At 70.9% G+C, this 25573-nt stretch carries 21 protein-coding genes; 4 read left to right on the top strand and 17 right to left on the bottom strand.

Going from position 1 to position 25573, the window contains the following annotated elements:
* The first annotated feature begins 436 nt into the window (after positions 1 to 436).
* Genes FOE67_RS01145 through FOE67_RS01135 form a run of 3 tightly spaced genes read left to right on the top strand, consistent with a single transcriptional unit; the run spans position 437 to position 3377 of the window.
* Entirely contained in the window at positions 437 to 2137 is a 1701-nt protein-coding gene (locus FOE67_RS01145) for a carbon starvation CstA family protein (protein ID WP_182659841.1), read from the top strand.
* Positions 2134 to 2394 carry a cory-CC-star protein gene (locus FOE67_RS01140; RefSeq protein WP_182659840.1) on the top strand — a complete coding sequence of 87 codons (261 nt, stop codon included), beginning with the start codon at positions 2134 to 2136 and terminating at the stop codon, positions 2392 to 2394. Before FOE67_RS01145 ends, FOE67_RS01140 begins: the two co-directional genes overlap by 4 nt.
* Positions 2385 to 3377 carry an ArsA family ATPase gene (locus tag FOE67_RS01135; protein WP_182659839.1) on the top strand — a complete coding sequence of 331 codons (993 nt, stop codon included), beginning with the start codon at positions 2385 to 2387 and terminating at the stop codon, positions 3375 to 3377. The genes FOE67_RS01140 and FOE67_RS01135 overlap by 10 nt, the downstream gene beginning before the upstream one ends.
* Positions 3378 to 3607: 230 nt before the next feature.
* On the opposite strand, the gene FOE67_RS01130 is transcribed toward FOE67_RS01135, so the two are convergent.
* The 4 genes from FOE67_RS01130 to FOE67_RS01115 form a co-directional block, all read right to left on the bottom strand.
* Positions 3608 to 4678: a LacI family DNA-binding transcriptional regulator gene (locus FOE67_RS01130; protein ID WP_182659838.1), complete on the bottom strand. Its 1071-nt coding sequence runs from the start codon at positions 4676 to 4678 to the stop codon at positions 3608 to 3610.
* A 23-nt stretch (positions 4679 to 4701) separates the two neighbouring features.
* Positions 4702 to 5625: a carbohydrate ABC transporter permease gene (locus FOE67_RS01125; protein WP_182659837.1), complete on the bottom strand. Its 924-nt coding sequence runs from the start codon at positions 5623 to 5625 to the stop codon at positions 4702 to 4704.
* Complete coding sequence (locus tag FOE67_RS01120) at positions 5622 to 6524, bottom strand: carbohydrate ABC transporter permease (protein ID WP_182659842.1); 903 nt, start codon at positions 6522 to 6524, stop codon at positions 5622 to 5624. The genes FOE67_RS01125 and FOE67_RS01120 overlap by 4 nt, the downstream gene beginning before the upstream one ends.
* An 86-nt stretch (positions 6525 to 6610) precedes the next feature.
* Entirely contained in the window at positions 6611 to 7927 is a 1317-nt protein-coding gene (locus tag FOE67_RS01115; RefSeq protein ID WP_182659836.1) for an extracellular solute-binding protein, read from the bottom strand.
* 217 nt (positions 7928 to 8144) lie between these two features.
* On the opposite strand from FOE67_RS01115, the gene FOE67_RS01110 reads away from it, so the two are divergent.
* Complete coding sequence (locus tag FOE67_RS01110) at positions 8145 to 10202, top strand: beta-galactosidase (RefSeq protein ID WP_182659835.1); 2058 nt, start codon at positions 8145 to 8147, stop codon at positions 10200 to 10202.
* Between the two features lie 849 nt (positions 10203 to 11051).
* On the opposite strand, the gene FOE67_RS01105 is transcribed toward FOE67_RS01110, so the two are convergent.
* From FOE67_RS01105 to FOE67_RS01045, 13 genes are all read right to left on the bottom strand, one after another.
* A complete protein-coding gene (locus FOE67_RS01105) occupies positions 11052 to 11474 on the bottom strand; it encodes a DUF6113 family protein (protein ID WP_182659834.1) in 423 nt (140 codons plus the stop codon).
* Positions 11471 to 12400 (bottom strand): N-acetyl-1-D-myo-inositol-2-amino-2-deoxy-alpha-D-glucopyranoside deacetylase, encoded by a 930-nt coding sequence (gene mshB / locus FOE67_RS01100; RefSeq protein WP_182659833.1) that lies wholly within the window; start codon positions 12398 to 12400, stop codon positions 11471 to 11473. Before mshB ends, FOE67_RS01105 begins: the two co-directional genes overlap by 4 nt.
* Positions 12401 to 12472: 72 nt before the next feature.
* Positions 12473 to 12667 carry a hypothetical protein gene (locus FOE67_RS01095; protein WP_182659832.1) on the bottom strand — a complete coding sequence of 65 codons (195 nt, stop codon included), beginning with the start codon at positions 12665 to 12667 and terminating at the stop codon, positions 12473 to 12475.
* Positions 12668 to 13242: 575 nt separating this feature from the next.
* A complete protein-coding gene (locus FOE67_RS01090; protein WP_182659831.1) occupies positions 13243 to 14283 on the bottom strand; it encodes an ABC transporter ATP-binding protein in 1041 nt (346 codons plus the stop codon).
* A complete protein-coding gene (locus FOE67_RS01085) occupies positions 14276 to 15337 on the bottom strand; it encodes an ABC transporter ATP-binding protein (RefSeq protein ID WP_182659830.1) in 1062 nt (353 codons plus the stop codon). The genes FOE67_RS01090 and FOE67_RS01085 overlap by 8 nt, the downstream gene beginning before the upstream one ends.
* 12 nt (positions 15338 to 15349) lie before the next feature.
* A complete protein-coding gene (locus tag FOE67_RS01080) occupies positions 15350 to 16294 on the bottom strand; it encodes an ABC transporter permease (protein WP_182659829.1) in 945 nt (314 codons plus the stop codon).
* Positions 16287 to 17210, bottom strand: a complete 924-nt coding sequence (locus FOE67_RS01075) for an ABC transporter permease (RefSeq protein ID WP_182659828.1) — start codon at positions 17208 to 17210, stop codon at positions 16287 to 16289. Before FOE67_RS01075 ends, FOE67_RS01080 begins: the two co-directional genes overlap by 8 nt.
* Before the next feature lie 76 nt (positions 17211 to 17286).
* Positions 17287 to 18930 (bottom strand): peptide ABC transporter substrate-binding protein, encoded by a 1644-nt coding sequence (locus FOE67_RS01070; protein WP_228473434.1) that lies wholly within the window; start codon positions 18928 to 18930, stop codon positions 17287 to 17289.
* A gap of 253 nt (positions 18931 to 19183) precedes the next feature.
* The gene (locus tag FOE67_RS01065) at positions 19184 to 20221 is read right to left on the bottom strand and encodes an ABC transporter ATP-binding protein (RefSeq protein ID WP_182659826.1); all 1038 of its coding nucleotides are present in this window, start codon (positions 20219 to 20221) and stop codon (positions 19184 to 19186) included.
* Positions 20214 to 21344 carry an ABC transporter ATP-binding protein gene (locus FOE67_RS01060; protein ID WP_182659825.1) on the bottom strand — a complete coding sequence of 377 codons (1131 nt, stop codon included), beginning with the start codon at positions 21342 to 21344 and terminating at the stop codon, positions 20214 to 20216. The genes FOE67_RS01065 and FOE67_RS01060 overlap by 8 nt, the downstream gene beginning before the upstream one ends.
* Before the next feature lie 14 nt (positions 21345 to 21358).
* Complete coding sequence (locus FOE67_RS01055) at positions 21359 to 22333, bottom strand: ABC transporter permease (RefSeq protein ID WP_182659824.1); 975 nt, start codon at positions 22331 to 22333, stop codon at positions 21359 to 21361.
* Positions 22326 to 23255, bottom strand: a complete 930-nt coding sequence (locus FOE67_RS01050) for an ABC transporter permease (RefSeq protein WP_182659823.1) — start codon at positions 23253 to 23255, stop codon at positions 22326 to 22328. The genes FOE67_RS01055 and FOE67_RS01050 overlap by 8 nt, the downstream gene beginning before the upstream one ends.
* A 154-nt stretch (positions 23256 to 23409) precedes the next feature.
* Entirely contained in the window at positions 23410 to 25044 is a 1635-nt protein-coding gene (locus FOE67_RS01045) for a peptide ABC transporter substrate-binding protein (RefSeq protein WP_182659822.1), read from the bottom strand.
* Positions 25045 to 25573: the final 529 nt, after the last annotated feature.

Here is a 25573-nt window from a genome sequence, read left to right as displayed (position 1 = left end):
GGGCAGGGGGGACGGGTCGGTACAGCGGCGGACGGATCGGACGCCCCGCGCCGGAGCGGTCGGTCCGCCGGGTCCGTCGCGGTCCGCCTCGCCCGACCCGTCGGTCACCCGCCGGTCGCCTCTCCCCGGGGGCCGGCGGGGGCCGATGACCACCGGTTCGTCACCCTCCGTGCGCGGAGGGTCGGGAAAGCGCGGATCCGGCGGCCGAGCGGATCGGTGTGACGACGATCCCGCTGTCGGACTTCTGGACGCGGCCCACCCGGCCGAGTAGCGTGCCGGGGCAAGCGGCGGGGGCGCAGGCTCCCGACCTCCGGGTTTCGGCCGCCGGTCTTCCCGGGCAGGGGAGGGCCACGCTCCACCGTCACCGCCGGTTCCCCGGCGGGAACGGACGGGCGGGGCAGCGGCTCCGCCTCACCGACCCCAGAAAGCATCCGGCATGAACGCACTCCCCCTGCTGTTGATCGGCCTGGCGACGTTCGCGGGCGGCTACCTGCTGTACTCGAAGTTCCTGGGCAACCGGGTCTACAAGCTCGACCCGGCCTTCCGGACACCCGCGCACGAGCAGCGGGACGGCGTGGACTACGTCCCGACCAACAAGTTCGTGCTGTGGGGCCACCACTTCACCTCGGTCGCGGGTGCAGCGCCGATCGTCGGTCCCGCGGTGGCGGTGATCTGGGGATGGCTGCCCGCCTTCCTGTGGGTCACGCTCGGCACGGTCTTCTTCGCGGGCATGCACGACCTGGGCGCCCTGTGGGCGTCGGCGCGCAACAAGGGCCGCTCCATGGGCACGCTCTCGGGCCGCTACATCGGCGAACGGGGCGCGAAGCTCTTCCTGGTCGTGATCTTCCTGCTGTTGCTGATGGTGGTCGCGGCCTTCGCGGTGGTCATCAAGAACCTCCTGATCTCCACCCCCTCCGCGGTGATCCCCGCCTGGGGCGCCGTCGCGGTGGCGCTGCTGGTCGGCCAGGCGGTCTACCGCTACAAGGTGAGCCTCGGCGTGGTCACCGTGGTCGGTGTCGCGGCGCTCTACGGGCTGATCCTGCTCGGCGACGCCTTCCCGGTGGAGCTGCCCGACCCGATCCTGGGCATGTCCCCGGCGACCTTCTGGATCCTCGCCCTCTTCGCCTACGCCGGCATCGCCTCCCTGCTGCCCGTGTGGGTGCTGCTGCAGCCGCGCGACTACATCAACGGCGTCCAGCTCTTCGTCGGGCTCGGCATCCTGTTCGTCTCCGTGCTGGTGAGCGCGCCGACGATCGTCGCCCCGGCCATCAACGACGCCGTTCCCGCGGGCACGCCGGACCTGTTGCCACTGCTCTTCGTCACCATCGCCTGCGGCGCGATATCCGGTTTCCACGGCATGGTCTCCTCGGGCACCACCTCCAAGCAGCTGGACAAGGAGACCGACGCCCGCTTCGTCGGCTACTTCGGCGCGGTGGGTGAGGGCATGCTCGCCCTCGGCGCGATCATCGCCGCCGTGGCGGGTTTCCGCACCGTGGCCGAATGGGAGAGCGTCTACAGCTCCTTCGGCGAGGGTGGTGTCGCGGCGTTCGTCGCGGGAGGCGGGGAACTCGTCCACGGCGGGTTGGGCCTGCCGGTCTCGCTGAGCTCGACGGTCCTGGCCACCATGGCGATCCTGTTCGCCGCCACCACCATGGACACCGGCGTGCGCCTGCTGCGCTTCGTCGTCCAGGAGGCCGGCGAGGTCGCGAAGGTGAGGATCGGCACCGGGGTCGGCACCCTCATCGCGGTGGGCGCCGGCATGGCCCTCACCTTCAGCCAGGGCGCCGACGGCGCCGGCGGCCTCCGCATCTGGCCGCTGTTCGGCACCAGCAACCAACTGCTGGCCTCCCTGACCCTCTCCATCATCGCGGTCATCCTGATCCGCAAGCGGCGCAACCCGATACCCGCGCTGGTGCCGCTCGGGTTCGTCTTCGTGATGGCGTTCTGGGCCGCGCTCGCGCAGCTCGGCGACCTCTACGAGGCCCGGGACTGGCTGCTGCTGGGCATCGACGTGGTCATCATCGTCGCCGCCCTGTGGGTTGCCCTCGAGGCGGTCGGCGCGATGCGGCGGGCCTACCGGGAGCCGCCGGAGGACCCCGACGCCGACGTGGCGGAGAAAGCCGAGCTGAAGGGGTGAGTCGTCCCCGTTGGGCCTCGATCCGGGCCGGGCTGGAGGAGTTCTGGGCCGGTCCCTACCGGCGAACCTTCGCCCGCGCCCGGCGCGAGGAGGACGACCTCTTCCGGATGGTCGTCCTCGCGGAGGCCCTGGGGGTGCCCGACCCGGCGGCCTACTACACCGCCGAACTGATCCCCGCCCTCTACGAGGACTTCCACGCCTGGCACCGTCGGATGGGCATGGATCGCTCGCCCCTGGAGCACGTCGCATGCTGCTAGACCTCCTCACCCCGCACCGGGTCGTCTTCGTCGGCGGCAAGGGCGGCGTCGGCAAGACGTCCGTCGCCGCCGCGCTCGCCCTCGGCCGGGCCCGGGCGGGGGCGAGGGTGCTGCTGGTCTCCACCGACCCCGCCCACAACCTCGGGCACCTCTGGGACCGCCCCGTGGGCGACCGGCCCGTCCGCCTCACCGGCCCCGGTGACACCGTCGCCGGGGTCGGGACGGCGGGTCGTCTCGACGGGCTGGAGATCGACCCGGAGCGCACGGTCGAGCAGCACCTGTCCGCGGTCGCCGCCACCATGCGGCGCCTGCTCCCCGAGCGGATGCACGCACCGGCCGCCCGGCACCTGGAGCTGGCCCGGCAGGCGCCCGGCACCCACGAGTCGGCGGTGCTGGAGCGGATCGCCGAGGCGGTGGAACTGGGGGAGCGGTGCTACGACCTGGTCGTCTTCGACACCGCCCCCTCCGGCCACACGCTGCGCCTGCTCGCGCTGCCCGAACAGCTCACCTCCTGGACCGAGGCCCTGCTCGTCAACCGCGACCGCTCCGAGCGGTTCGCGGACGCGGTGCGCGGCCCGGGCGGCGGCCGGGAGAGCGACCGCGACGCCGAACTGCGCCGCGTCCTGCTGCGCCGGCGCGACCGCTTCGCCCGGCTGCGGGCGGTGGTGACGGACCCCGCGCGGACCGGGTTCGTGATCGTGCTGACCGCCGAACCGCTTCCGATCGCCGAAACCGTGGAGGTGCACGGAAAGCTCACCGACCTCGGCGTCGGGGTGACCGCTCTGGTCGCCAACCGCCGTTCCCCGGCGGACGCCGGTGACCTGCTCGCCCGGCGCCGGGAGCGGGAGGACGAGCACCTCCTCCGGCTGCGGCGGCGGATCCCGGACCCACCGCTGTTCGACGTGCCGCTGCTGCCGGGTGACCTGGTGGGCGCGGAGGCGCTCGCCGCGCTGGCCGATCGGCTCGGAGCCGCTTCCACCTGAGGTCCGCTCCACCACCGCCCGGGGGCGGGCGGGAGGCCGTGCGCCGGCGGGATCGGCGGCGCGAGCCCGCCCGGACCCGGCCCGTGCGCACCGCGGCGGCTCACCGCCGGCGGCGACGGGATCCGGAAGGGTCCGCGCACCGGTCCCGCGGCGGTGGCCCCCGGCCGGCCCGAGGGGGAGCACCGTCGCCCGCGCGTCGCACCGGGCGGTCGAGCGGCCGCCCGGGCCCCTCAGGCGGAGTCGCGGATCACCAACTCCGTGGGGAGGATGACCGCGGACGGCTCCTCGCCCGCCATCCGCCCCATCAGCACCCGCACCATCTCGGCGCTGATCCGCGCCCACGGTTGACGGATGGTGGTCAGTTCCGGCCGGGAACCGACGGCGGCGGGGGAGTCGTCGAAGCCACCCACCGCCACGTCCTCCGGCACCCGGCGGCCCGCCCGCTCCAGGGCGGCCAGAACGCCGCGCGCCATCAGGTCGGAGGCGACGAAGACCGCGTCCAGGTCCGGACGGCGGGCCAGCAGCTCGGTGACCGCGCGGTCACCGCTGTCCCGACTGTAGTCGCCGATGGCGATCAGCCCTTCGTCCACCGGGATCCCGGAGGCGGTGAGGACCTCCCGGTACCCCAGCAGGCGGTCCACGCCGCCGGGGGTGTCCTGCGGCCCCGCCACGGTGGCGATCCGCCGGCGCCCGCCGGCCAGCAGGTGGCGCACCATGACCCGGGCGCCCTCCCGGTCGTCGGCCGCCACATGGGCCGCCGGCGCCGTGCCCCCCGCCCCGATCGCGGGCTTGCCGCAGGCCACCACGGGTATCCCGGCCGCCGCGAGCTGTCCGGCCACCGGATCGCCGGTGTGACTGGAGACCAGCAGCACCCCGTCCACGTGACCGGCGCCGATGTACCGGGTGATCCGCAGCTGCTCCTCGGGCGTGCCCGCGATCATCAACAGCAGCGGCATGTCGTGTTCGGCCAGTGCCCGGGTGCAGCCGCGCAGCAGGACATTGAAGTTGGGGTCCTCGAAGAACCGCTCCTGCGGTTCGGTCAACAGGAACGCCACCGACCCTGAGCGCCCGGTGATCAGCGACCGGGCGTGCCGGTTGACCACGTATCCGGTGCTGTGGATGGCGGACCGCACGGCCTCCGCGGCCTCGGCGGAGACGTGGTGCCCGCCGTTGAGGAAGCGGGAGACCGTGCCCCGGGAGACCCCCGCCACCCGGGCCACGTCGTGGATGGTCGGGGCCCGGCGTCGTTCCCCGTTCCGCGCGGTCGGACGTGCCGCGTCGGTACCCCGTGTCCCGCCCATCACTGCCTCCCCGTTCGGCGTGCTCACGACTTTACGGCGCCCGAGAGCAGGTCCAGACTCCAGAACCGCTGGATCACCAGGAACAGCGCGATCAGCGGCAGGATCGCCAACAACGACCCCGTGATGACCAGGGTGTACAGCGCCGGGGCGCTTGCCCCCTGGTTGAGGAGCGTGAACAGACCCAGGGTGATCGGGAACCTCTCGTCGTCGCTGAGCATGATGTACGGCAGCAGGAAGTTGTTCCAGATCGCCACGAACTGGAACAGGAAGACCGTCACCAGGCCGGGCAGCATCATCGGCAGGCCGATCGAGCGGAAGATGCGCCACTCGCCGGCGCCGTCGATCCGCCCCGACTCCACCACGTCGCGCGGCACGGCCGCGGCCGCGTAGATGCGCGCCAGGTAGATGCCGTAGGGGGAGAGGACCACCGGCAGCAGCACCGACCAGCGGGTGCCCGCCAGCCCGACCTGCGCCATCAGCAGGTACTGCGGCACCGCCAGGATCACCGGGGGCATCAGCACGCCCGCCAGCAGGACGTTGAAGATCGACTCCCGGCCGCGGAAGCGGTACATCGCCAGCGCGTACCCGGCGAACGCCGAGACGGCGGTGGAGAGCAGGGCGCCCACCCCGGCGTACAGCGCCGAGTTGGCCATCCAGGTCCAGTAGACACCGTCCCGGTAGGCCGACAGGTCGGAGATGTTCCCCCACAGCCCGGTGCCGGGCAGGAAGGTGAAGGTGGAGAACAGCTCCCGGCCCGCCTTGGTGGAGGCGATCAGCACCCAGGTCACCGGGATCAGGCAGTACAGGGCACCCAGCAGCAGCACCGCCGACGGCAGCAGCGCGATCCGGCGCGGGCGGCGTCCGGCGGGTGGTCCGGCCGGAGCGGAACGGTCGCCGGGCGGCGGGGTGCCGGCGGCGACGGTGGGGGCGGGGGCACCGACGCTCATCGCGACTCCTCCTGTCGGGTGCGGGAATTGGCCAGTCGCAGGAACCCGAAGGACAGCACCAGGGTGACCAGCGCGATGATCACCGCCGTGGCGGCGGCTGAGTGGATGTTCCCCCGTACGAAGGCGTCCTGGTAGACCTTCATCAGCGGACTCCACGTGGTGGACAGGTTGTTGGTGAGCGGACGCAGCGTGGTCGGCTCGTTGAACACCTGGAGGGTGGCGATGACCGAGAAGAAGAAGGTCAGCACCAGGGAGGGCGCCACCATCGGGATCTTGATCCGCCAGGCGATCTGCCGCTGCGAGCAGCCGTCGAGGCGGGCGGCCTCGTAGATCTCCGGCGGGATGGCGCGCAGCGCGGTGTAGATGACGATCATGTTGAACCCGGTGCCGCCCCACACCGCGATGTTGGACAGCGCGATGAACAGGGCCCCGCCGCCCAGCAGGTCGGGCTGGGGCAGCCCGAGGCGGTCCAGCGCGAAGTGCAGCGGACTGACCGAGGGCAGGTAGAGGAAGCCCCACAGCAGCGCCGCGATCACGCCCGGTACCGCGTAGGGCAGGAAGATGGTCAGCCGGGCGAAGCGCCGTCCGGCCACCCGGTCGGCGTCCAGCATCAGCGCGAACAGCAGGGCCAGGCCGAGCATGGTGGGCACCACGATCATGCCGTAGCCCAGCACCCGCAGCGCTCCGGCGAGCAGTTCGGGGTCGGTCAGGGCGCCGGCGTAGTTCGACAGGCCGGCCCAGACCTCACGGCGACCTCCGGAGCCCAGACCCAGGCCCTGGACCTCGACCTTTCGGAAACTCAGCCACACCGCGTAGCCGATGGGCAGGGCGAAGAAGGCCACGAACAGCAGAACGGCCGGCAGCAGGAAGGCGTAGGGGGCGCTGCGGGGGCCGCCCACCCGGGCCCCCCGGACGCGTCGCGTCCGGGGGGCGGTGGGGGCCGACGCACCCGCGGCGGAGGAATCGGGGGTCTTCACCGGGGTGTTCACCCGGCGACCCGGAAGCCCTGGCGCTCGAGGTCGGCGACGGTGGCGTTCTGCACCTCGGCCAGCGCCGCGCCGAAGTCGGAGCGGGCGGAGGCCGCCGAGCCGAAGGCGTCGTTGAAGGTGCTGTACGCCACGTTGACGTTCGGCCCCCAGGCGGCCGGGGCGGTGCCCTCGGCGACGCCGGCGGCGATCTCGTAGAAGTCGGGCTGGTCGGCGAAGAAGGCCGGCGGCTCGGCGAGGGCGTCGCCGGTCTGGGCGGCGGTCGCGGCCGGGTAGATGCCGCCCTCGCGGACCATGGTGGCCAGCGCCTCGGGGTCGGTGTTGATCCAGGCCGCGAACTTTGCTGCGGCCTCCGCGTGGTCGGAGTCGTTGGTCACGGCGGTGGTGGAACCGCCCCAGCTGCCGGTGGCGTTCCCCCCGGCCTCCCACTGCGGCAGGGGGGCCACCGCCCACTGCCCGGCGGTGTCCTCGGCGGAGGAGGCGAGGACTCCCGGCGCCCAGACCGCGCTCACCCAGGCGATCTGCTCGCCGGTGTTCAGCGCCTGGTTCCAGGCGGGGGTGTACATGGGCTCGTTGTGGATCGCGTCCTCGGCGACCAGCCCGCCCCAGAACTCGGCGACACGGCGGGTGGGCTCGTCGTCGATGGCCACCCTCCAGCTCTCGCCCTCGGTGGTCCACCACTGTGCCCCGGCCTGCTGGGAGAGGCCGGCGAACAGGCCCGCGTCCTGGGCGGAGAAGGTGGTCAGGTAGCGGTCGGGGGCGGCGTCGCGCAGCGCCCGGGCGGTGTCGGCGAACTCGTCCCAGGTGGTCGGCACCTCCAGGCCGTACTCCTCGAACAGGTCGTGACGGTAGTAGAACATCAGCGGCCCGGAGTCCTGCGGGATCGCGTAGAGCGCGTCGGTGCCCAGGGTGACCTGCTGCCACAGGCCCTCGGAGAACTCCTCGGCGGTGCCGGTGCCCTCCAGGTGGTCGGATATGTCGGCCAGCACGTCGTTGCTGATCAGCGTGGGCAGCGCCTGGTACTCGGCCTGCACCAGGTCCGGGGCCTCGCCGGCCTGTGCCGCGGTCACCACGCGGGTCACCAGGTCGTCGCCGCCGGCCTGGTTCTTCACCACGACCCGCACGTCGGGGTTGGCCTCGTTCCACAGGGCCACGGCCTGCTCCAGGCCCGGGGCCCAGGCCCAGTACTCCAGGGTGATCGGGCCGGACGCGTCCGAGGAGGAACCCCCGTTCCCCCCGGAGTCGCCGCCGCAGCCGGTGAGGGCGACGGCCGAGACGAGGGCGGCGGTGCATACCGCGACGGCGCGGTGGTTCATGGTTCCTCCCGGGGAAGGGGCTGTGATCGTTCACAGCGCGCTGTGAGCGTTCACAGTAGAGAAACGCTCCCGACACTTGTCAATGGTTGTTGCTGTGCGGTTATCTTGAGTTCTGTTGGGGCGGAACGGGCCGTGCACGTTCACAATCGGATGGTCACCTTCCGGGGCGACGGCCGGGCCGGCCCCCGCCCACCAGCACGAGATCGGGAGAATGTTCATGCCGGATGTCGCACCCCCGGGCCTGCGCGGCCTCGCCTACGGCGGGGACTACAACCCCGAGCAGTGGCCGGAGGAGGTCTGGGCCGAGGACGTGGCGCTGATGCGCGAGGCCGGGGTCACCATGGTCAGCCTCGGTATCTTCTCCTGGGCCCGGATCGAGCCCCGACCGGGTGAGTACGACTTCGGTTGGCTGGACCGGATCATCGGCCTGCTGCACGACGCCGGCATCCGGGTGGACCTGGCCACCCCCACGGTGGTCCCGCCCGCGTGGTTCTACCGGGAGCACCCCGACGCGCTGCCGGTGACCCGCGAGGGCGTCCGATTGGCCTTCGGCTCGCGGGGCGCGATCTGCCACAGCCACCCGGCCTACCGGGAGGCCGCCGCGCGGATCACCCGGGTGCTGGGCGAGCGGTACGGTCGTCATCCGGCCGTCGCCATGTGGCACGTCCACAACGAGTACGGCGTCCCCGTCCTGGAGTGCTACTGCGAGGTTTCGGCGGCCGACTTCCGCCGCTGGCTCCGGGAGCGGTACACCACCCTCGACGCCCTCAACGCCGCCTGGGGCACCGCTTTCTGGGGGCAGCTCTACGGCGACTGGGAGGAGATCGGGCCGCCCCGCCTGACGCCCACCGTCTGCAACCCGGCGCACCGCCTGGACTTCGCCCGCTTCGCCTCCGACAGCGCCCTGACCAACTTCCGCGCCGAGCGGGACCTGCTGCACGAACTGTCCCCCGGCATCCCGGTGACCACCAACTTCATGGTCTCCCCGACCCAGTGCGACACCCTCGACTACTGGGCCTGGGGCCGCGAGGTGGACCTCGTCACCAACGACCACTACCTGGTGGCCGAGGACGAGCGGAACCACATCAACCTGTCGATGGCCGCCGACCTCTCCCGGGCGGTCGCCGGGGGCAACCCCTGGCTGCTGCTGGAGCACTCCACCAGCGGCGTCAACTGGCAGCGCCGGGGCATCGCCAAGCGACCCGGCGAGATGGCCCGCAACAGCCTCGCCCACGTGGCGCGCGGTTCCGAGGGCGCGATGTTCTTCCAGTGGCGGGCCTCCCGGCGCGGTGCCGAGAAGTTCCACTCCGCGATGGTCCCGCACGCCGGCACCGACAGCCGGATCTGGCGCGAGGTGGTCGAACTCGGTTCCCACCTCCAGGCGTTGGCCGACATCCGGGGCAGCCGGACCGAGGCCGACGTGGCGATGGTGTGGGACTGGCAGTCCTGGTGGGCGCACAAGCTGGAGTGGCGTCCCAGCGAGGAGTTGGACACCCGCGAGCGCGCCGAGGCGTGGTACGCCGCCCTGTTCGACCGGCACCTGACGGTGGACTTCGTCGAGCCCGGGACGGAACTCGACCCGGGGCGGTACCCCCTGGTCGTGGTGCCCGCCCTGTACCTGGCGGAGGAGAGGACCGGCCACGCGCTGCACCGTTACGTCTCGGCCGGCGGCACCCTGGTGGTCTCCTGCTTCTCCGGGATCGTGGACGCGAACGACGCCGTCCATCCCGGCCCCCACCCCGGCGCCCTGCGGGACGTGCTCGGGCTGACGGTGGAGGAGTTCCAGCCGCTGCACGCCGACCGTCGGGTGCGGCTGGATCCGGTGGCGGGCGTTCCCGGCGACGCCGCCGCCCGGCCCGGTGCCGCCCTGACCGGCGACGTGTGGGCGGAGACGGTGATCCCGCGCGGTGCCGAACCGGTGTGGACCTACGCCGACGGCCCGGCCGCGGGCGGACCGGCGGTCACCCGGTACCGCTCGGGTGAGGGGACCGCCTGGTACGTCTCCACCCGGCTGGACGCCGCGGGGCTGGACGCGGTGCTGGCCGCGGCCGGAGCGGACGCCGGTCTGTCCGACCGCGCCGTGCTCCCCACCGATCTGGAGGTGGTGCGCCGGGTCGGGGAGGACGGGACGCACGTCTTCGCGATCAACCACGCCGACACCGAGGCGCCCCTGGAACTGCCCGGGCCCGGCACCGACCTGTTGAGCGGTGAGCGGGTCGGGGCCTCGGGGGCGACCGTGCCCGCCGGCTCCGTGCGGGTGGTCCGGCTGGACTGAGACCCGGCCGCCGGCGGGGCGGGGGTGCCCCGCGGCGGGGTGGAGCCGGCGGGCCCGTTCCTGCGGGGCTCGAACCAGGAGCTGGTCTTCCTGCCGGCGCCGTTGGCCCCGGCGGCACGGGCGGTGCCCGCCGGACGCTCGGGGGTGCCGGGGGCCGGCGTCCCCTCGCTCCTGTCGGGCCCGTCGGTCCCGGCCGCCGCGGCGGCGTCGGTGACCTGCTCGCGCACCACCACGGGCGGGATCGGCCGCGAACCGGGGATGTTGATCCGGATCCGGGTCGTCACCGTGGTCTCGGTCTTCTTCTCCGCGGGGGCCCCGGCGACGTCCCCGTCACCGGCGTCGGGCCGGCCGGGGCGGCCGTACGGCTCGCGGCCGGCGGGACCGGGGGCCGGGGTGTCTGTTTCACGACTCAAGGCAGGTTCTCCCGATTGGTGTCACCAACCGACCCGGCGCGCAGCCGGAGCCGGACGGCGAGCCCCACCATACTGGGGTGCGGTTCGTGGTATCTCCCGAGCACGGGATTGTCCACCCTCGTCGAACGTCGACGCGAACCCGGTGTGATGGGGGGCGCGACGGACGCGGCGGGTCTCCCCGGCGGGGACGCGACGACACCCGCCACGGGTTCCCCGGGGGCCCGGACGCGCCGATCGTCCCGGACACGTCGGGAAGTTGACGGTGGATCGACCCGACCACGGTACCCGGACCGGAAGGGTTCCCCGACCGGGCCGGTGTCCCTCCGGGGAGGGGCCGGGGAGGCCGGCAGCCGGCCACCCGCACCCGGCGGGGGGCGACGAACCGTCACCGGCGGGTCGTCCCCGCGTCGGCGGGTCGCCACCCACCGGGGCGGAATCACCGACGCGGTGGGCGGGGTTCCCCCGGGCGTTCGGACGCCGGCCGACGGGACCCGGGGAAGGGGCGGACGGGGCCCCGCGGGATGTGGCGGACCGGGGCGAGCGCCGCGCAGCAGGCGACCACCAGCATCCCGCCGAAGAGGAAGACGTAGCTTCCCGCCCCGGCGGCGAAGACGAAGTCGCCGCGCGGCCGGGTGAGGGTGAGCAACAACACGACCAGACCCCACCCGGCGGCGGGCAGCGCCGCGCCGGCCCGGGTGCCGACCAGCACCGCCCCGCCCCAACAGGCGCCCGCGCCTGCCGCGAGGGCGAGGAGCAGGCCGAACGGGGCGGTGGCGCCCTGGATCACGGCCCCGGCCGCGCCCACCACCGCGCCGAGCAGGAACAGTCCGGCGTATCCGAGGAGACGGAGGGCGGTCACGGGGTCGCTCCCGGGATGGTGACGGGGTCGGCGGGGTCGGCCGGTTCCAGGCCGGCGCACGGATCGTCCGCCCCGGGGGGCGGCGGGGAGCCGGATCCGAGCCGGAACCACTCGGTGGTCCACAGCGGTTGGACCAACCCGTTGGAGAGGGCGAAGACCGGGCCGACCCCCTCGACCTCCTCCTCCCCCACGTCGATCTGGGTGGCGTGGGCGCGCATCGCGGCCTTCTTCGCGGCGATCTCGCGGGGGCCGCCGACGACGGTGACCACGGCCTGCTCGTCGTCCACCACGCCGGGGATCGCGTCGAGGTCGGCGACGCCGGCGAACCGCCCCGGACCGGCCGCGCGCAGGGTCGTCAGGGCCCGTTCGGCGGCGGAGCGCGGCACGCAGGTCCACAGGACCCGGGGCACCCGGTGGGCGTCCGGGCCGGGCTCGGCGGCCAGTTCGACGGCGCGGACGGCGATGCGGTGGGCCCGGATGTGGTCGGGGTGGCCGTATCCGCCGTTCGGGTCGTAGGTGAGCAGGACGGCGGGGCGCGTCTCCCGGATGACGGCCGCCAGGGCTCCCGCGGCCTCGTCGTCGTCGGAGCGCCACAGCGAGTCGGGGTGGTCGTTCTGCGGGGCGCCCATCATGCCGGAGTCGCGCCACCGGCCGGGGCCGCCGAGGAAGCGGTGGTCGGTCACGCCGAGTTCGGCCATGGCCGCGGACAGCTCGCCGACCCGGTGGGGTCCGAGGCGGTCCTCGCGGTCGGGGGCCAGGTGGGCGAGATCGGGGGGGATGACCTCGCCCTCCTCACCGAGGGTGCAGGTGACGAGGGTCACCCGCCGGCCGGCGGCCACGGCGGCGGCCATGGTGACGCCGTTGGTGATGGTCTCGTCGTCGGGGTGCGCGTGGACCAGGAGCACCCCGGGGGCACCGGTGTTCATGGGCCCGAGCCTATGCCCACCGGACGGGCCGGGCCGGACCGCCCCGAGGTGGGCGGTCCGACGCTCCCCGGATCAGAAGTTCAGGTTGTTGATCATGCCCGCGACGCTGTTGGTCAGTTCGTTGATGGTCGGCGCCAGGTTGGAGCTGGCCAGGTAGAAGCCGAGGATGATGCAGACCACGGCGTGCAGCGCCTTGAGGCCCTGCTTCTTGATCAGCAGGAAGACGACGATACCCAGCAGGAGCACCGCGGATACGGAGAGGGCCACGGCGAGTACCTCCACGAGCGATCGGGGGGAGCGGGGGTCGGGAGCGGGTCGGGTCCGCACGGGTCGCCGACGGCTGCCGGGACCCGGACGGGAGCGGGAGAGCACGGGGGTTCTACCCACTCATCGCACGTGATCATAACGATCCGTGAGACATCACGGGTCGGTGCACGGAAGCAAGTCGGGGGCGCACACCGTCGAAGGACTTGCGCGCGCCGACCACCGGCTCCCGAGTTCCGACGGATTCGCGCCGGCTCAACCCCTCCACCGGTCATTTCCGGCGGATCGCCCGCCGCCGGACACACACCCCATCACCGACCGATCACCGCCACCCCACACCCCGCTCACCCGATCCCCGGGAAACCCGCCCACACCGGGCGCACCCGGCGCACCGGTGATTTACACGGCGGCAACGCCGCGGACCCGGCACCGATATGCGGACGTCGCACACTGGGATCCATACGGCCGTGCGGGTGCCGTGAACAGGGACGGGGCGGAACGATGGTCCGCCCCGTCCCCGCGTTCGCGACCCGCTCCGTCCGGAGAACGGACGGGGGACGCCGGGCCGACGGACCGGCTCAGGCCCCGGAGACCCGGGTCTTCTCCTCGGCGAAGTGGCAGGCCGACGGGTGCCGCGCCGGCCCCTCGACCTCCTCGAAGCCCTCGGGCACCGCCAACGGCGGCTCCTCCACGGCGCACCGTTCCCGCGCCTTCCAGCAGCGGGTGCGGAAATGGCAGCCGGAGGGCGGGTTCGTGGGCGAGGGGACGTCGCCGTGGAGGATGATCCGCTCCCGCCGGCCCCGCAGTTCCGGGTCGGGGACCGGCACGGCGGAGAGCAGGGCCTGGGTGTAGGGGTGGGTCGGGTGCTCGTAGATCTCCCGGTCCGTCCCGATCTCCACGATCTTCCCCAGGTACATGACCCCCACCCGGTCGGAGATGTGGCGCACCACCGAGAGGTCGTGCGCGATCATCATGTAGGAGAGGCCGAACTCGTCCTGGAGGCGTTCCATCAGGTTGATCACCTGCGCCTGCACCGAGACGTCCAACGCCGAGACCGGCTCGTCACAGATGATGATCTCCGGATTCAGCGCCAGACCCCGCGCGATCCCGATCCGCTGCCGCTGACCACCGGAGAACTGGTGCGGATACCGGTTGATGTACTCCGGATTGAGCCCCACCACATCCAACAACTCACGAACCTTCGCCCGCCGATCACCCTTCGGCGCCGCCTCCGGATGAATCTCGAACGGCTCCCCGATGATGTCACCCACCGTCATCCGCGGATTGAGCGAGGTGTACGGATCCTGGAACACCATCTGAATGTTCCGCCGCACCGCCTTCAACGCCCGACCCGACAGCTTCGTGATGTCCTCCCCCTTGTAGAGGATCTCACCCGAGGTCGGCTGCTCCAGATTCATCAACAGCTTCGCCACGGTGGACTTCCCGCACCCCGACTCCCCCACGATCCCCAGGGTCTCCCCCCGGAACAACTCGAAGGAGATGTCGTCCACCGCCTTGACCGCACCCACCTGCCGCTTGAACAACACCCCCCGCGTCAACGGGAAATGCTTCACCAGGTGGCGGACTTCGAGAATGGGCTCGCGCGCGGTCTCAGCCATGGAGGGTCTCCTTCCAGTAATGGCAGGCGCTGCCCCGCCCCGCGACGGGGGCCTCGGACGCGTCGAGAACGGGGTGCAGCGGCGGGCGCTCGGTCGTGCAGCGCTCGGTGGCCAGGGGGCAGCGGGGGTGGAAGGAGCAGCCGGAGGGCAGCGCCGTGAGGCTCGGCGGGAGGCCCTGGATGGCGTACAACTCCTTGCCCTTGTGATCCAGCCGCGGAATCGACTCCAACAACCCCTTCGTATAGGGATGCGCCGGCGCCGCGTACAACTCCTTCACCGGAGCCGTCTCCACGATCCGACCCGCGTACATCACCGCGATCCGATCCGCCACATCCGCCACCACACCCAGATCGTGCGTGATCAGGATCAACCCCATGTGGAACTCCCGCTGCAACTCCGCGAGAAGCTCCATCACCTGCGCCTGAACCGTCACGTCCAACGCCGTCGTCGGCTCATCCGCGATGATCAGATCCGGCTCCAACGCCAACGCCATCGCAATCATGATCCGCTGACGCATACCACCCGAGAACTGATGCGGATAATCGTTCACCCGCTCCCGCGCGGCCGGAATCCGCACCCGCTCCATCAAATCCACCGCACGCTCCCGCGCCTCCCGACGCGACGCCCCACGATGAACCCGGAACATCTCCCCCAACTGATACCCCACCGACAACACCGGATTCAACGACGACAACGCGTCCTGGAAAATCATCGCCATCCGCTCGCCGCGCAACCGACGTCGTTCCTCCTCCGGGGCGGTGAGCAGGTCCCGGCCCCGGAACAGCACCCTGCCGGCGGCGACACGACCGGGCGGGGTGTCGAGGATGCCCATGATCGCCTGCGCGGTCACCGACTTCCCCGACCCCGACTCCCCCAGCACCGCCAGCGTCTCACCGGAATCCACGCAATAGCTCACCCCGTTGACCGCCCGGGCCGTCCCCTCCCGGGTGCGGAACTCCACCGCCAGGTCGCGCACCGCCAACAGCGGCCCACCCCCGCCGGCGTCGTCCGCCCCGACCTCGGCGGCGTCGGTCGCGCCCGTGTCGTGTGACATCCCCGTCCCTTCTCAGCGCAGCTTGGGGTCGAGGGCGTCGCGCACGGCGTCGCCCATCATGATGAAGGCCAGCACCGTCACGCTCAGCGCCGCCGCCGGGTAGAGCAGGATGTGCGGGGCGTTGCGGAACTGCATGCCGTCCGAGGCCGCCGAGATGTCCACTCCCCAGGAGACCGTGGGGGGCTGGAGGCCCACGCCGAGGAAGCTCAGCGTGGCCTCCAGGGCGATGAAGGTGCCGAGCATGATCGTGGACATCACGATCACCGGCGCCACCGCGTTGGGCAGGATGTGCCGCAGCAGCATCCGTCCGTTGCCCGCCCCCAGGGCACGGGCCGCCTGCACGTAGTCGTGCTGTTTGGCGGTGATCACCGCCCCCCGGGCGATCCGGGCGATCTGCGGCCAGCCGAGCGCGGCGATCACCAGGACCACCGGCCAGATGCCGGTCAGCGTGATCATGCTGAGGAAGACGATCGCGCCCAGGATCAGCGGGATGGCGAAGAAGATGTCGGTGGTGCGGGAGAGCAGGGAGTCCCAGATCCCGCCGTAGAAGCCCGCGAGACCACCCACGACCGCGCCGATCAGGGCCACACCGAGGGTGGCGCAGACCCCGACCGCGATCGAGGCGCGCGCCCCGTACACGGTGCGGGTGTAGACGTCGCAGCCCTGGGCGTCGAATCCGAACCAGTGGCCGGGGGCCGGACCGTCCAGGGAACGTCCCAGCTCGCAGAAGAGGGGGTCCCGGGTCGCGATCAGCGAGGGGTGGATCGCGATGACCACCAGGAAGAGGATGAGGAGCCCGGAGACGATGAAGATCGGGTTGCGCCGCAGGTCGTGCCAGGCGTCGGAACCCAGACTGCGGGCGGTCTCCGGGGAGGAGGAGACCGTCATCGCCTCGGCGGCGGCCTCCTCCCGGGCGGCCAGCGGCCCCGGTCCCGGGGTGTCGCGCTGCTCAGGCATAGCGGATCCTCGGGTCGAGCACGGCGTACAGCAGGTCGACGAACAGGTTGGCCAACAGGAAGATCAGCACCAGGACGGTGACGAAGCCGACGACGGTGGGCGAGTTCTGCCGCAGGATGCCCTGGTAGAGCTGGTAGCCGACGCCCTGGATGTTGAAGATGCGCTCGGTGACGATGGCACCGGCCATCAGGGTGCCGATGTCGGCGCCGAGGTAGGTGACCACCGGGATCAGCGAGTTGCGCAGCAGGTGGTGGGTGGTGATCCGGCGGCGCGGCAGGCCCTTGGCCACGGCGGTGCGGATGTAGTCGGCGCGCCGGTTCTCCGCGACCGAGGTGCGGGTCAGACGGGTGACGTACGCCAGCGAGACCAGGGCGAGGATCAGGCCGGGGACGATGAGCTCGTCCAGACCGGGTTGGGGGCCGACGGCGGGGTCGATCCAGGCCAGCTCCACGCCGAGGAAGAACTGGAGCGTGGTGCCGAGCACGAAGGTGGGGATGGCGATGACCACGAGGGTGAGCAGCAGGACGGTGGTGTCCACCCCGCCGCCCCGGCGCAGGCCGGAGATCACGCCCAGGGTGATGCCCAGCACGATCTCGAAGGCGAGGGCCACCAGCATCAGCCGGAAGCTGATCGGGAAGGACCGGGCCATCAGTTCGATGACGGGTTGGCCGTTGAAGGCGGTGCCGAAGTCGCCGGTGAGGATCTGCCCCAGGTAGAGCAGGTACTGCCGCCACACGGGCTGGTCGAGGTTGAACTCGGCGCGCAGTCGGGCGGCGGTGGCCGGGTCCGGGGCCCGGTCCCCGAAGAGCCCCACGACCGGGTCGCCGAGCGCGTAGACCATCAGGAAGATCAGGAAGGTGGCGCCGATGAACACCGGGATCATCTGGAGCAGGCGCCGGACGACGTAACGCCCCACGGGCTCTCCTCGGGGACGGGGGAACGGGACGGCCGGGGGTCGCGGGCGCCCCGCCCGGCCCCCGGCCCGTCCCCGGTCAGTTGACGGTGATCTCGGTGTAGACGGGGACCGAGAAGGGGTTGAGGGTGACGTTGTCGACCCGCTCGGAGTAGCCGGCGATGCCGTTCTGGTACCACAGCGGGATGGCGGGCAGGTCCTCCACCAGCAGTTCCTCGGCCTCGCGGAACAGGTCGACGGCCTCCTCCTCGTCGTCCGCGCGGTTGGCCCGGTCGACCAGCTCGTCGAAGTCCGGGTTGTCGTAGCCGCTGTCGTTGGAGGAGCCGGTGGAGTAGAAGATGGGCTGCAGGAAGTTCTGGATCAGCGGGTAGTCCATCTGCCAGCCGGTGCGGAACATGCCGGTCATCTCGCGTCCGGTGATCCGGTTGCGGTAGTCGGCGAAGGTGGGGACCGGGGTGACGGTGCAGGCCCCGGTGTCGCCGAGGGCGTTGTTGATGCTGTTGCAGGCCGCGTCCATCCACTGCCGGTGGGAGCCGGCGTCCACGTTGGAGCTGAGGGTGACGGTGCCGCCGGGCAGACCACCGGCCTCCTCGATCAGCTCGCGGGCGCGCTCGGGGTCGTACTCGCAGACCTCGCCGCACAGGTCCTCGTCGTAGCCGCCCTCCTCGCCGAGGACGGGCGAGGTGAAGTCGGTGGCGGGGGTGCGGGTGCCCTGGAAGATCCGCTCGGTGATCTCCTCGCGGTTGATCGCCATGGACAGGCCGCGCCGGATCGTCGCGGCGTCCCCGCCCTGCCAGGCCTCGGCGTAGAGGGGGAAGGAGACGGTCTGGATGATGCCCGCCGGTTCGTTGATGTACCGGCCGTCGAGGTCCTGCTCGGCGTTCCGCAGTTGGGCGGCGGGGATGTCGTCGATGACGTCGAGGTTCCCGGCCTGGAGGTCGGTGTAGGCGGTGGAGTTGTCGGTGTAGACGATCAGTTCCACCCCGTCGTTGCGGGCACCGTCGTCCCCGGCGTACTCCTCGAAGGGCAGGAGGGTCATGCCCTGGCCGGGGTTGTAGGTGTCGATGCGGTAGGGGCCGTTGCCGATGGGCTGCCGGAGCCAGGCCTCGCGGTCCTCGAAGAAGGCGTCGGGCAGGGGGGCGTAGGCGGAGTAGCCGAGCGTCTCCGGCCACAGGGAGAACGGCTCGTTGAGCGTGACGGTGAAGGTGCGGTCGTCGATCACCTCCAGGCCGCTCATGGTCTCCGCGGTCGGCTCCTCGCCCTCCTCGGTGGGGTGGACGTCCTCGTAGCCCCGGATGAACTCGAAGAAGTAGCTGCCGATCTGCGCGTTCTCGATGTTGGCGCCGTAGTTCCAGGCGTTCACGAAGGAGTCGGCGGTCACGGGGGTGCCGTCGTGAAAGGTCCAGCCCTCCCGCAGGGTGATGGTGAAGGTCTGCTGGTCGTCGGTCTCGATGGACTCGGCGACGGCGTCCTCGGCCTCGGCGGTCTCGGGGTTGTAGCGCTTCAGGCCGCGGAACGTCATGTCCAGGACCTTGCCGCCCTGGACCTCGTTGGTGTTGGCGGGTTCGAGTTCGTTCTGCGGCTCGCCCCAGGAGGCGCGAACGAGGCCGCCGTTCTCCCCGGCCGCGGTTCCCCCGTCGTCACCCCCGCCGCACGCCGCGAGGGCCAGGGCGAGGACGGCCGCCCCGATCAGGGTCCGGTGCGGACGACCGGTTGGGCGCATGGGGTGCCTCCTGAATGACCGATGATCACATTCGGTGCCCATGAGAACGTCCGGGGGCCGGGCCGGTGGTGAGGGAGCCGGGCGGGCCCGGGATTTCATCCCGGAAAACCCCCGAATGCACCACACGGAACCCCCCGTCGCGCGGCCGGGACGGGGAGCGGGTCCCGCCGGTGGGAAGGGGGACAACGGCGCCGGCCCCCGACGGAGGTCGGGGGCCGGCGCGGGGTGCCGTGGTCGGACGGCACCGGGGTTCTCAGGCGGGAACCACCGTGCGTTCCTCGGCGAAGTGGCAGGCCGACGGGTGGCGCACCGGTCCCTCGGCGTCGCGCAGCACCTCGGGCACCGCCAGCAGCGGGGTCTCGTCGGCGCAGCGCTGCTCGGCCTTCCAGCAGCGGGTGCGGAACCGGCAGCCCGAGGGCGGGTTGGCCGGGGAGGGCACGTCGCCGTGGAGGATGATCCGCTCCCGGCGGTCGCGCGCCTCGGGGTCGGGGACCGGCACGGCGGAGAGCAGGGCCTGGGTGTAGGGGTGGGTCGGGTGCTCGTAGATCTCCCGGTCCGTCCCGATCTCGGCCATCCGGCCGAGGTACATCACGCCGACGCGGTCGGAGATGTGCCGGACGATGGACAGGTCGTGGGCGATGAACAGGTAACTCAGCTCGAACTCGTCCTGGAGGCGTTCCATCAGGTTGATCACCTGCGCCTGCACCGAGACGTCCAACGCCGAGACCGGCTCGTCACAGATGATGATCTCCGGATTCAGCGCCAGACCCCGCGCGATCCCGATCCGCTGCCGCTGACCACCGGAGAACTGGTGCGGATACCGGTTGATGTACTCCGGATTGAGCCCCACCACATCCAACAACTCACGAACCTTCGCCCGCCGATCACCCTTCGGCGCCGCCTCCGGATGAATCTCGAACGGCTCCCCGATGATGTCACCCACCGTCATCCGCGGATTGAGCGAGGTGTACGGATCCTGGAACACCATCTGAATGTTCCGCCGCACCGCCTTCAACGCCCGACCCGACAGCTTCGTGATGTCCTCCCCCTTGTAGAGGATCTCACCCGAGGTCGGCTGCTCCAGATTCATCAACAGCTTCGCCACGGTGGACTTCCCGCACCCCGACTCCCCCACGATCCCCAGGGTCTCCCCCCGGAACAACTCGAAGGAGATGTCGTCCACCGCCTTGACCGCACCCACCTGCCGCTTGAACAACACCCCCCGCGTCAACGGGAAATGCTTCACCAGGTGGCGGACTTCGAGAATGGGCTCGCGCGCGGTCTCAGCCATGGAGGGTCTCCTTCCAGTAATGGCAGGCGCTGCCCCGCCCCGCGACGGGGGCCTCGGACGCGTCGAGAACGGGGTGCAGCGGCGGGCGCTCGGTCGTGCTGCGCTCGGTGGAAAGGGGGCAGCGGGGGTGGAAGGAGCAGCCGGAGGGCAGCGCCGTGAGGCTCGGCGGGAGGCCCTGGATGGCGTACAACTCCTTGCCCTTGTGATCCAGCCGCGGAATCGACTCCAACAACCCCTTCGTATAGGGATGCGCCGGCGCCGCGTACAACTCCTTCACCGGAGCCGTCTCCACGATCCGACCCGCGTACATCACCGCGATCCGATCCGCCACATCCGCCACCACACCCAGATCGTGCGTGATCAGGATCAACCCCATGTGGAACTCCCGCTGCAACTCCGCGAGAAGCTCCATCACCTGCGCCTGAACCGTCACGTCCAACGCCGTCGTCGGCTCATCCGCGATGATCAGATCCGGCTCCAACGCCAACGCCATCGCAATCATGATCCGCTGACGCATACCACCCGAGAACTGATGCGGATAATCGTTCACCCGCTCCCGCGCGGCCGGAATCCGCACCCGCTCCATCAAATCCACCGCACGCTCCCGCGCCTCCCGACGCGACGCCCCACGATGAACCCGGAACATCTCCCCCAACTGATACCCCACCGACAACACCGGATTCAACGACGACAACGCGTCCTGGAAAATCATCGCGATGCGGTCGCCCCGGATGGCGCGGCGCTTGTCCTCGGAAAGGGTCAGCAGGTCCTCGCCGCGGAAACGGATCTCCCCGCCGGCGATGTGGCCGGGCGGGGTGTCGAGGATTCCCATGATCGCCTGCGCGGTCACCGACTTCCCCGACCCCGACTCCCCCAGCACCGCCAGCGTCTCACCGGCGTTCACCGAGTAGTTGACGCCGTTGACGGCGCGTGCCACGCCTTCCCGGGTGCGGAACTCCACCTGGAGGTCACGGACCTCCAGCAGCGGGGTGTCCCGGTCCGCCGGTGCCTCCGCGGACTTGTCGATCCGCACGGCCCCGGAGGAGGTCGTCTCCACGGGACCGGTGGTGCCGGTGGTCGCGTTCGGCTCGTCGGCCGTCGGCCGTTCGGTACGGTCGCTCATGCGGTACGCCTCCCTCAGCGCAGCTTGGGGTCGAGGGCGTCGCGCACGGCGTCGCCCATCATCAGGAACGCCAGGATGGTGGCGCTGAGCATGATCGAGGGGAAGATCAACACGTGCGAGGCGACCCGGATCGAGTCCTTGCCGAAGTTGATGTCCCCACCCCAGGAGACCGCCGGGTCGGCGAGGCCGATGCCCAGGTAGGACAGGGTGGCCTCGGCCGAGATGTAGCCGCCGAGGGCGATCATCGCCACCACGATCACCGGGGCGATGGCGTTGGGCAGGATGTGCCGCATCAGGATCCGGGTGGTCCCGGCGCCCAGCGAGCGGGCGGCCTGCACGTAGTCGGCCTGCTTGACCTGGATGACCGACCCGCGCATGACCCGGGCGATGGTCGTCCATCCCAGGACGGCGAGGGCCAGCGAGATCACCATCGGGCCGCGCACGTCGAAGGAGACCAGGATGACCATGGCGCCCAGCAGGAAGGGGATGCCCATGAAGGTGTCCACCACGCGGGAGAGCACGGTGTCCACCCAGCCGCCGAAGTAACCGGCGAGCATGCCCACCAGGCTGCCGAGCACGAAGACGATCGCGGTCACCGTCAGGCCGATGATGATCGAGGCCCGGGTGCCGTGGATGATGCGGGCGTAGATGCTGCGGCCCTGCGCGTCGTACCCGAGCCACTCGGGTGAGAAGAAGTGCGTGAGCTGCGGCTGCTGCAGGTAGAACTGCGTCAGGTCGCCGTCGCGCGGGCTGGCGTCGGTGAACAGACCGGGGAAGGCCGCGATCGTGAGGAACAGCAGGATCAGCCCGGCGGAGATCAGGAACGACGGCTTGCGCCGCAGGTCGTGCCAGGCGTCCGACCACAGGCTGCGCGGCTTGCCCGGCGCGGGCCCGGAGTCGGGTTGCTCGTCGACCGGGACGGGAACCGCGGGCTGGGTCGCCTTCAGGGTGGCGGCCTCGGGGGTGGCCTTCATGGGGACGTCAGGCATAGCGAATCCTCGGGTCCAGCACGGCGTACAGCAGGTCGACGAGCAGGGTCACGACGAGGTAGACGAGGATCATGAAGGTGACGATGCCGACGACCGTCGCCCCCTCGCGGTAGGACAGCGCGCGGTAGACGGCGCTGCCGATGCCGTTGACGTTGAAGATGCCCTCGGTGACGATCGCGCCGGCCATGAGGTTGCCGATGTCCACGCCCAGGAAGGTGACCACCGGGATGAGGGAGTTGCGCATCAGGTGCACGCTCACCGCGCGGCGGCCGGTCAGGCCCTTGGCGCGGGCGGTGCGCATGTAGTCGGCACGCTTGTTCTCGGCGACCGAGGTGCGGGTCAGACGCGCCACGTAGGCCAGCGAGAGCGAGGACAGGACCATGGCCGGGAGGATCAGTTGGCTCCAGGCGGTGGGGTCCTGCACGGTGGGGCGGGCCCAGCCGAGGTTGTGCGCGAAGAAGACCTGGTACAGGTAACCGATCACGAAGACCGGCACCGAGATGAAGAGCAGGGTGACGAACAGGATCATCCGGTCCGTCTTGCCTCCGCGGCGCAGACCGGCGATCACGCCGAGGCCCACGCCCAGGACGACGGTGATCAGGAAGGCCAGCGCGGTCAGCCGCAGGGTCGCGGGCAGCGCCGAGGTGATCACGTCGATCACCGGCCGACCGCTGGCGATCTGGGTGCCGAAGTCCCCCTGGAGCAGGCCGAGGAGGTAGTTGAGGTACTGGTGCCAGAGCGGCAGGTCCAGACCGAGGTCGGCCTTCATCGCCGCGATCTGGGCCTCGTCGACGCTGCGTTCGCCCCACAGGGCCCGGACGGGATCGCCGGGCAGTGCGTACATCATCAGGAAGACCAGCAGCGTGGCCCCGATGAAGACGGGAATCATCTGGAGCAGTCGGCGTACGACATAGCGCCCCATCGTTCCTCCAACTCGGATGTGTCGGATCACGGGAGCGACGGGCCGCCCGCCCGGGGTGCGGGTGGTGCGGCCCGTCGCTTCTCCGCGGCCTCCGGCCGGATACGGCCGTGGCCGACGGGCGCCCCGGGTGTCGGGGGCGCCCGCCGGAGCGGCCTTACTTGACGGTGACCTCGGTCAGGACCGGCTGGCCGGTGACGGTGAAGCGGACGTTCTCCACGTTCTCGGAGAAGCCGCCGTTCACGCCCTGGTGCCACAGCGGGATGGCCGGCATGTGCTCGAAGAGCTCCTTCTCGGCCTCCTGGTAGGCGGCCACGGTCTCCTCGACGGAGGAGGCGGAGTCACCCTCGGCGAAGAGGGCGTCCACCTCGTCGTTGGAGAAGAAGCCGGTGTTGGCGGAGGAACCGGTGCCGTACAGCTCCTTCATGAAGGAGACGTTCAGCGGGTAGTCGGCGATCCAGCCGCCGCGGTACATCGACTCGACCTCCTTGGCGTCACGCGCGTTGAGGTCGGTCTGGAAGTCCGGCTTGGCGTCGCCGGTGCACTCCACGCCGGTGTTCTGGCGGATGCTGTTGCAGACCGCGGTCACCCAGGCCTCGTGGCCACCATCGGCGTTGTACTGGATGGTGATCTCGTTGCCGGGGACGCCGCCGCCCTCCTCGATGAGCTCGTTGGCGCGCTCCGGGTTGAACTCCATGATCTCGCCGCCGGCGTTCTCCTGGAAGCCCATGGCACCGGGGGCGACGAAGCCGGTGGCGACGGTCACCGAGTTGTTCATCACGGTGGAGACGATGGTCTCGCGGTCGATGGCCATCGACAGACCCTGCAGGACGCGCGGGTCGGTGTCCTCCCAGGTCTCGCTGTAGAAGACCGGGACCAGGGTCTGGTTGGCCATGTACGGCTGGGAGATGGCGCGGTCGCCCAGGTCGTCCTGGAAGACCGGCAGGTTCTGGGTGTCGACCTGGCGCAGGATGTCGAGGCTGCCCGAGAGCAGGTCGTTGTAGGCGGCGTTGAGGTTGTTGTAGTTGACGATCTCGACGCCGTCGTTCTGCGCCTTGTTGTCGCCCTGGTAGTCCTCGTAGGCCGTGAGGGTGATCTTGGAGTCGCGCTCCCACGAGGTGAACTCGTAGGGGCCGTTGCCGATCGGCTCCTGGCCGAAGGCCTCGGGGTCGTCGTAGAAGCTGCTGGGCAGCGGGGTGAAGGGGTTGTAGCCCAGCTTGTAGTTGAAGTACGAGACCGGGGAGGAGAGGGTGACCTTGAAGGTCAGCTCGTCGATGACCTCGAGGCCGGACATCTCCTCGGCGGTGGCGTCGCCCTCCTCCGGGTGGACCTCGTCGTAGCCCTCGATGTCCGCGAACCAGTAGCTGTTCTTCTGGTTGTTGGCCAGCTGGGCGGCCCAGTTCCACGCGTTGACGTAGGACTCGGCGGTCACGGCCTCACCGTCGTGGAAGGTCCAGCCGTCGCGGAGGGTGATGGTCCACTCGGTGGCGTCCTCGTTGGCCTCGATGGACTCGGCGGCGGTGTAGACCAGGCCGCCCTCGTCGTCGAAGTCGACCAGGTTGGCGAAGACGTTGTCGATGACCAGGGCACCGTACTGCTCGTTGGTGTCGGTCGGGATCAGCGGGTTCTGGGGCTCGCCACCGTCGACGGAGAAGACCGCCGAGGCGGAGCCGCCGCCCTCACCACTGCCGCCGTTGCCGTTGCCGTTGTCATCGCCGCCGCCGCAGGCGGTCGCGGCGAGAGCCACGCCTATCGCACCTGCCACCCACTTGGCGCTGCGCGCACCGCGCATGGGCCTGCCTCCTTCGGAGTTCGCTCGAAGCATGGGGGCGCCGCACACGCGAAGCCTTCACACCCGTCGTGTTCGGCGCCATGCGATCGGGAAGCCGGGGATCACCCTCCCGCGGAAGGCCCGAACGGTCGATCGCAACCTGAACCACTATGCGACCCAATCGGGGCCCCATGCGCCATTTCAGATCACAATGTGATGACAGAGCGAACACTGAAACGGACAATTCGCCCGATACTCCAGTACCCCCGAGGGGTTCAACAGGGCGAATGTGACGCGCAACACCCCAAGGTGTCCGTACATCGAACAGGTGTGGACCTCTGACCGTTTTATCCCCCCTGACATGTTCACATTGCAATCATTGTGTGAGTGAGAGGCAAAAAAACTTCACCGCGTGACGACAGAGGGGTGGCGGGACGGAATTCGGGACCTTTTCCTCACCCAGCGCACATGTTCGGGGAATACGGCCGATCGTCCACCGGGCACCGCCTCCCGCCCCCGGCCGGGGGGGGAAGGGGCGGGTCGGGGAGGC

The organism is Streptomyces calidiresistens (assembly GCF_014141525.1).
Taxonomy (GTDB): Bacteria; Actinomycetota; Actinomycetes; order Streptomycetales; family Streptomycetaceae; genus Streptomyces; species Streptomyces calidiresistens.
Note: the sequence above shows the minus strand (reverse complement) of the source record. Positions and strands in the feature narration are given on the sequence as shown.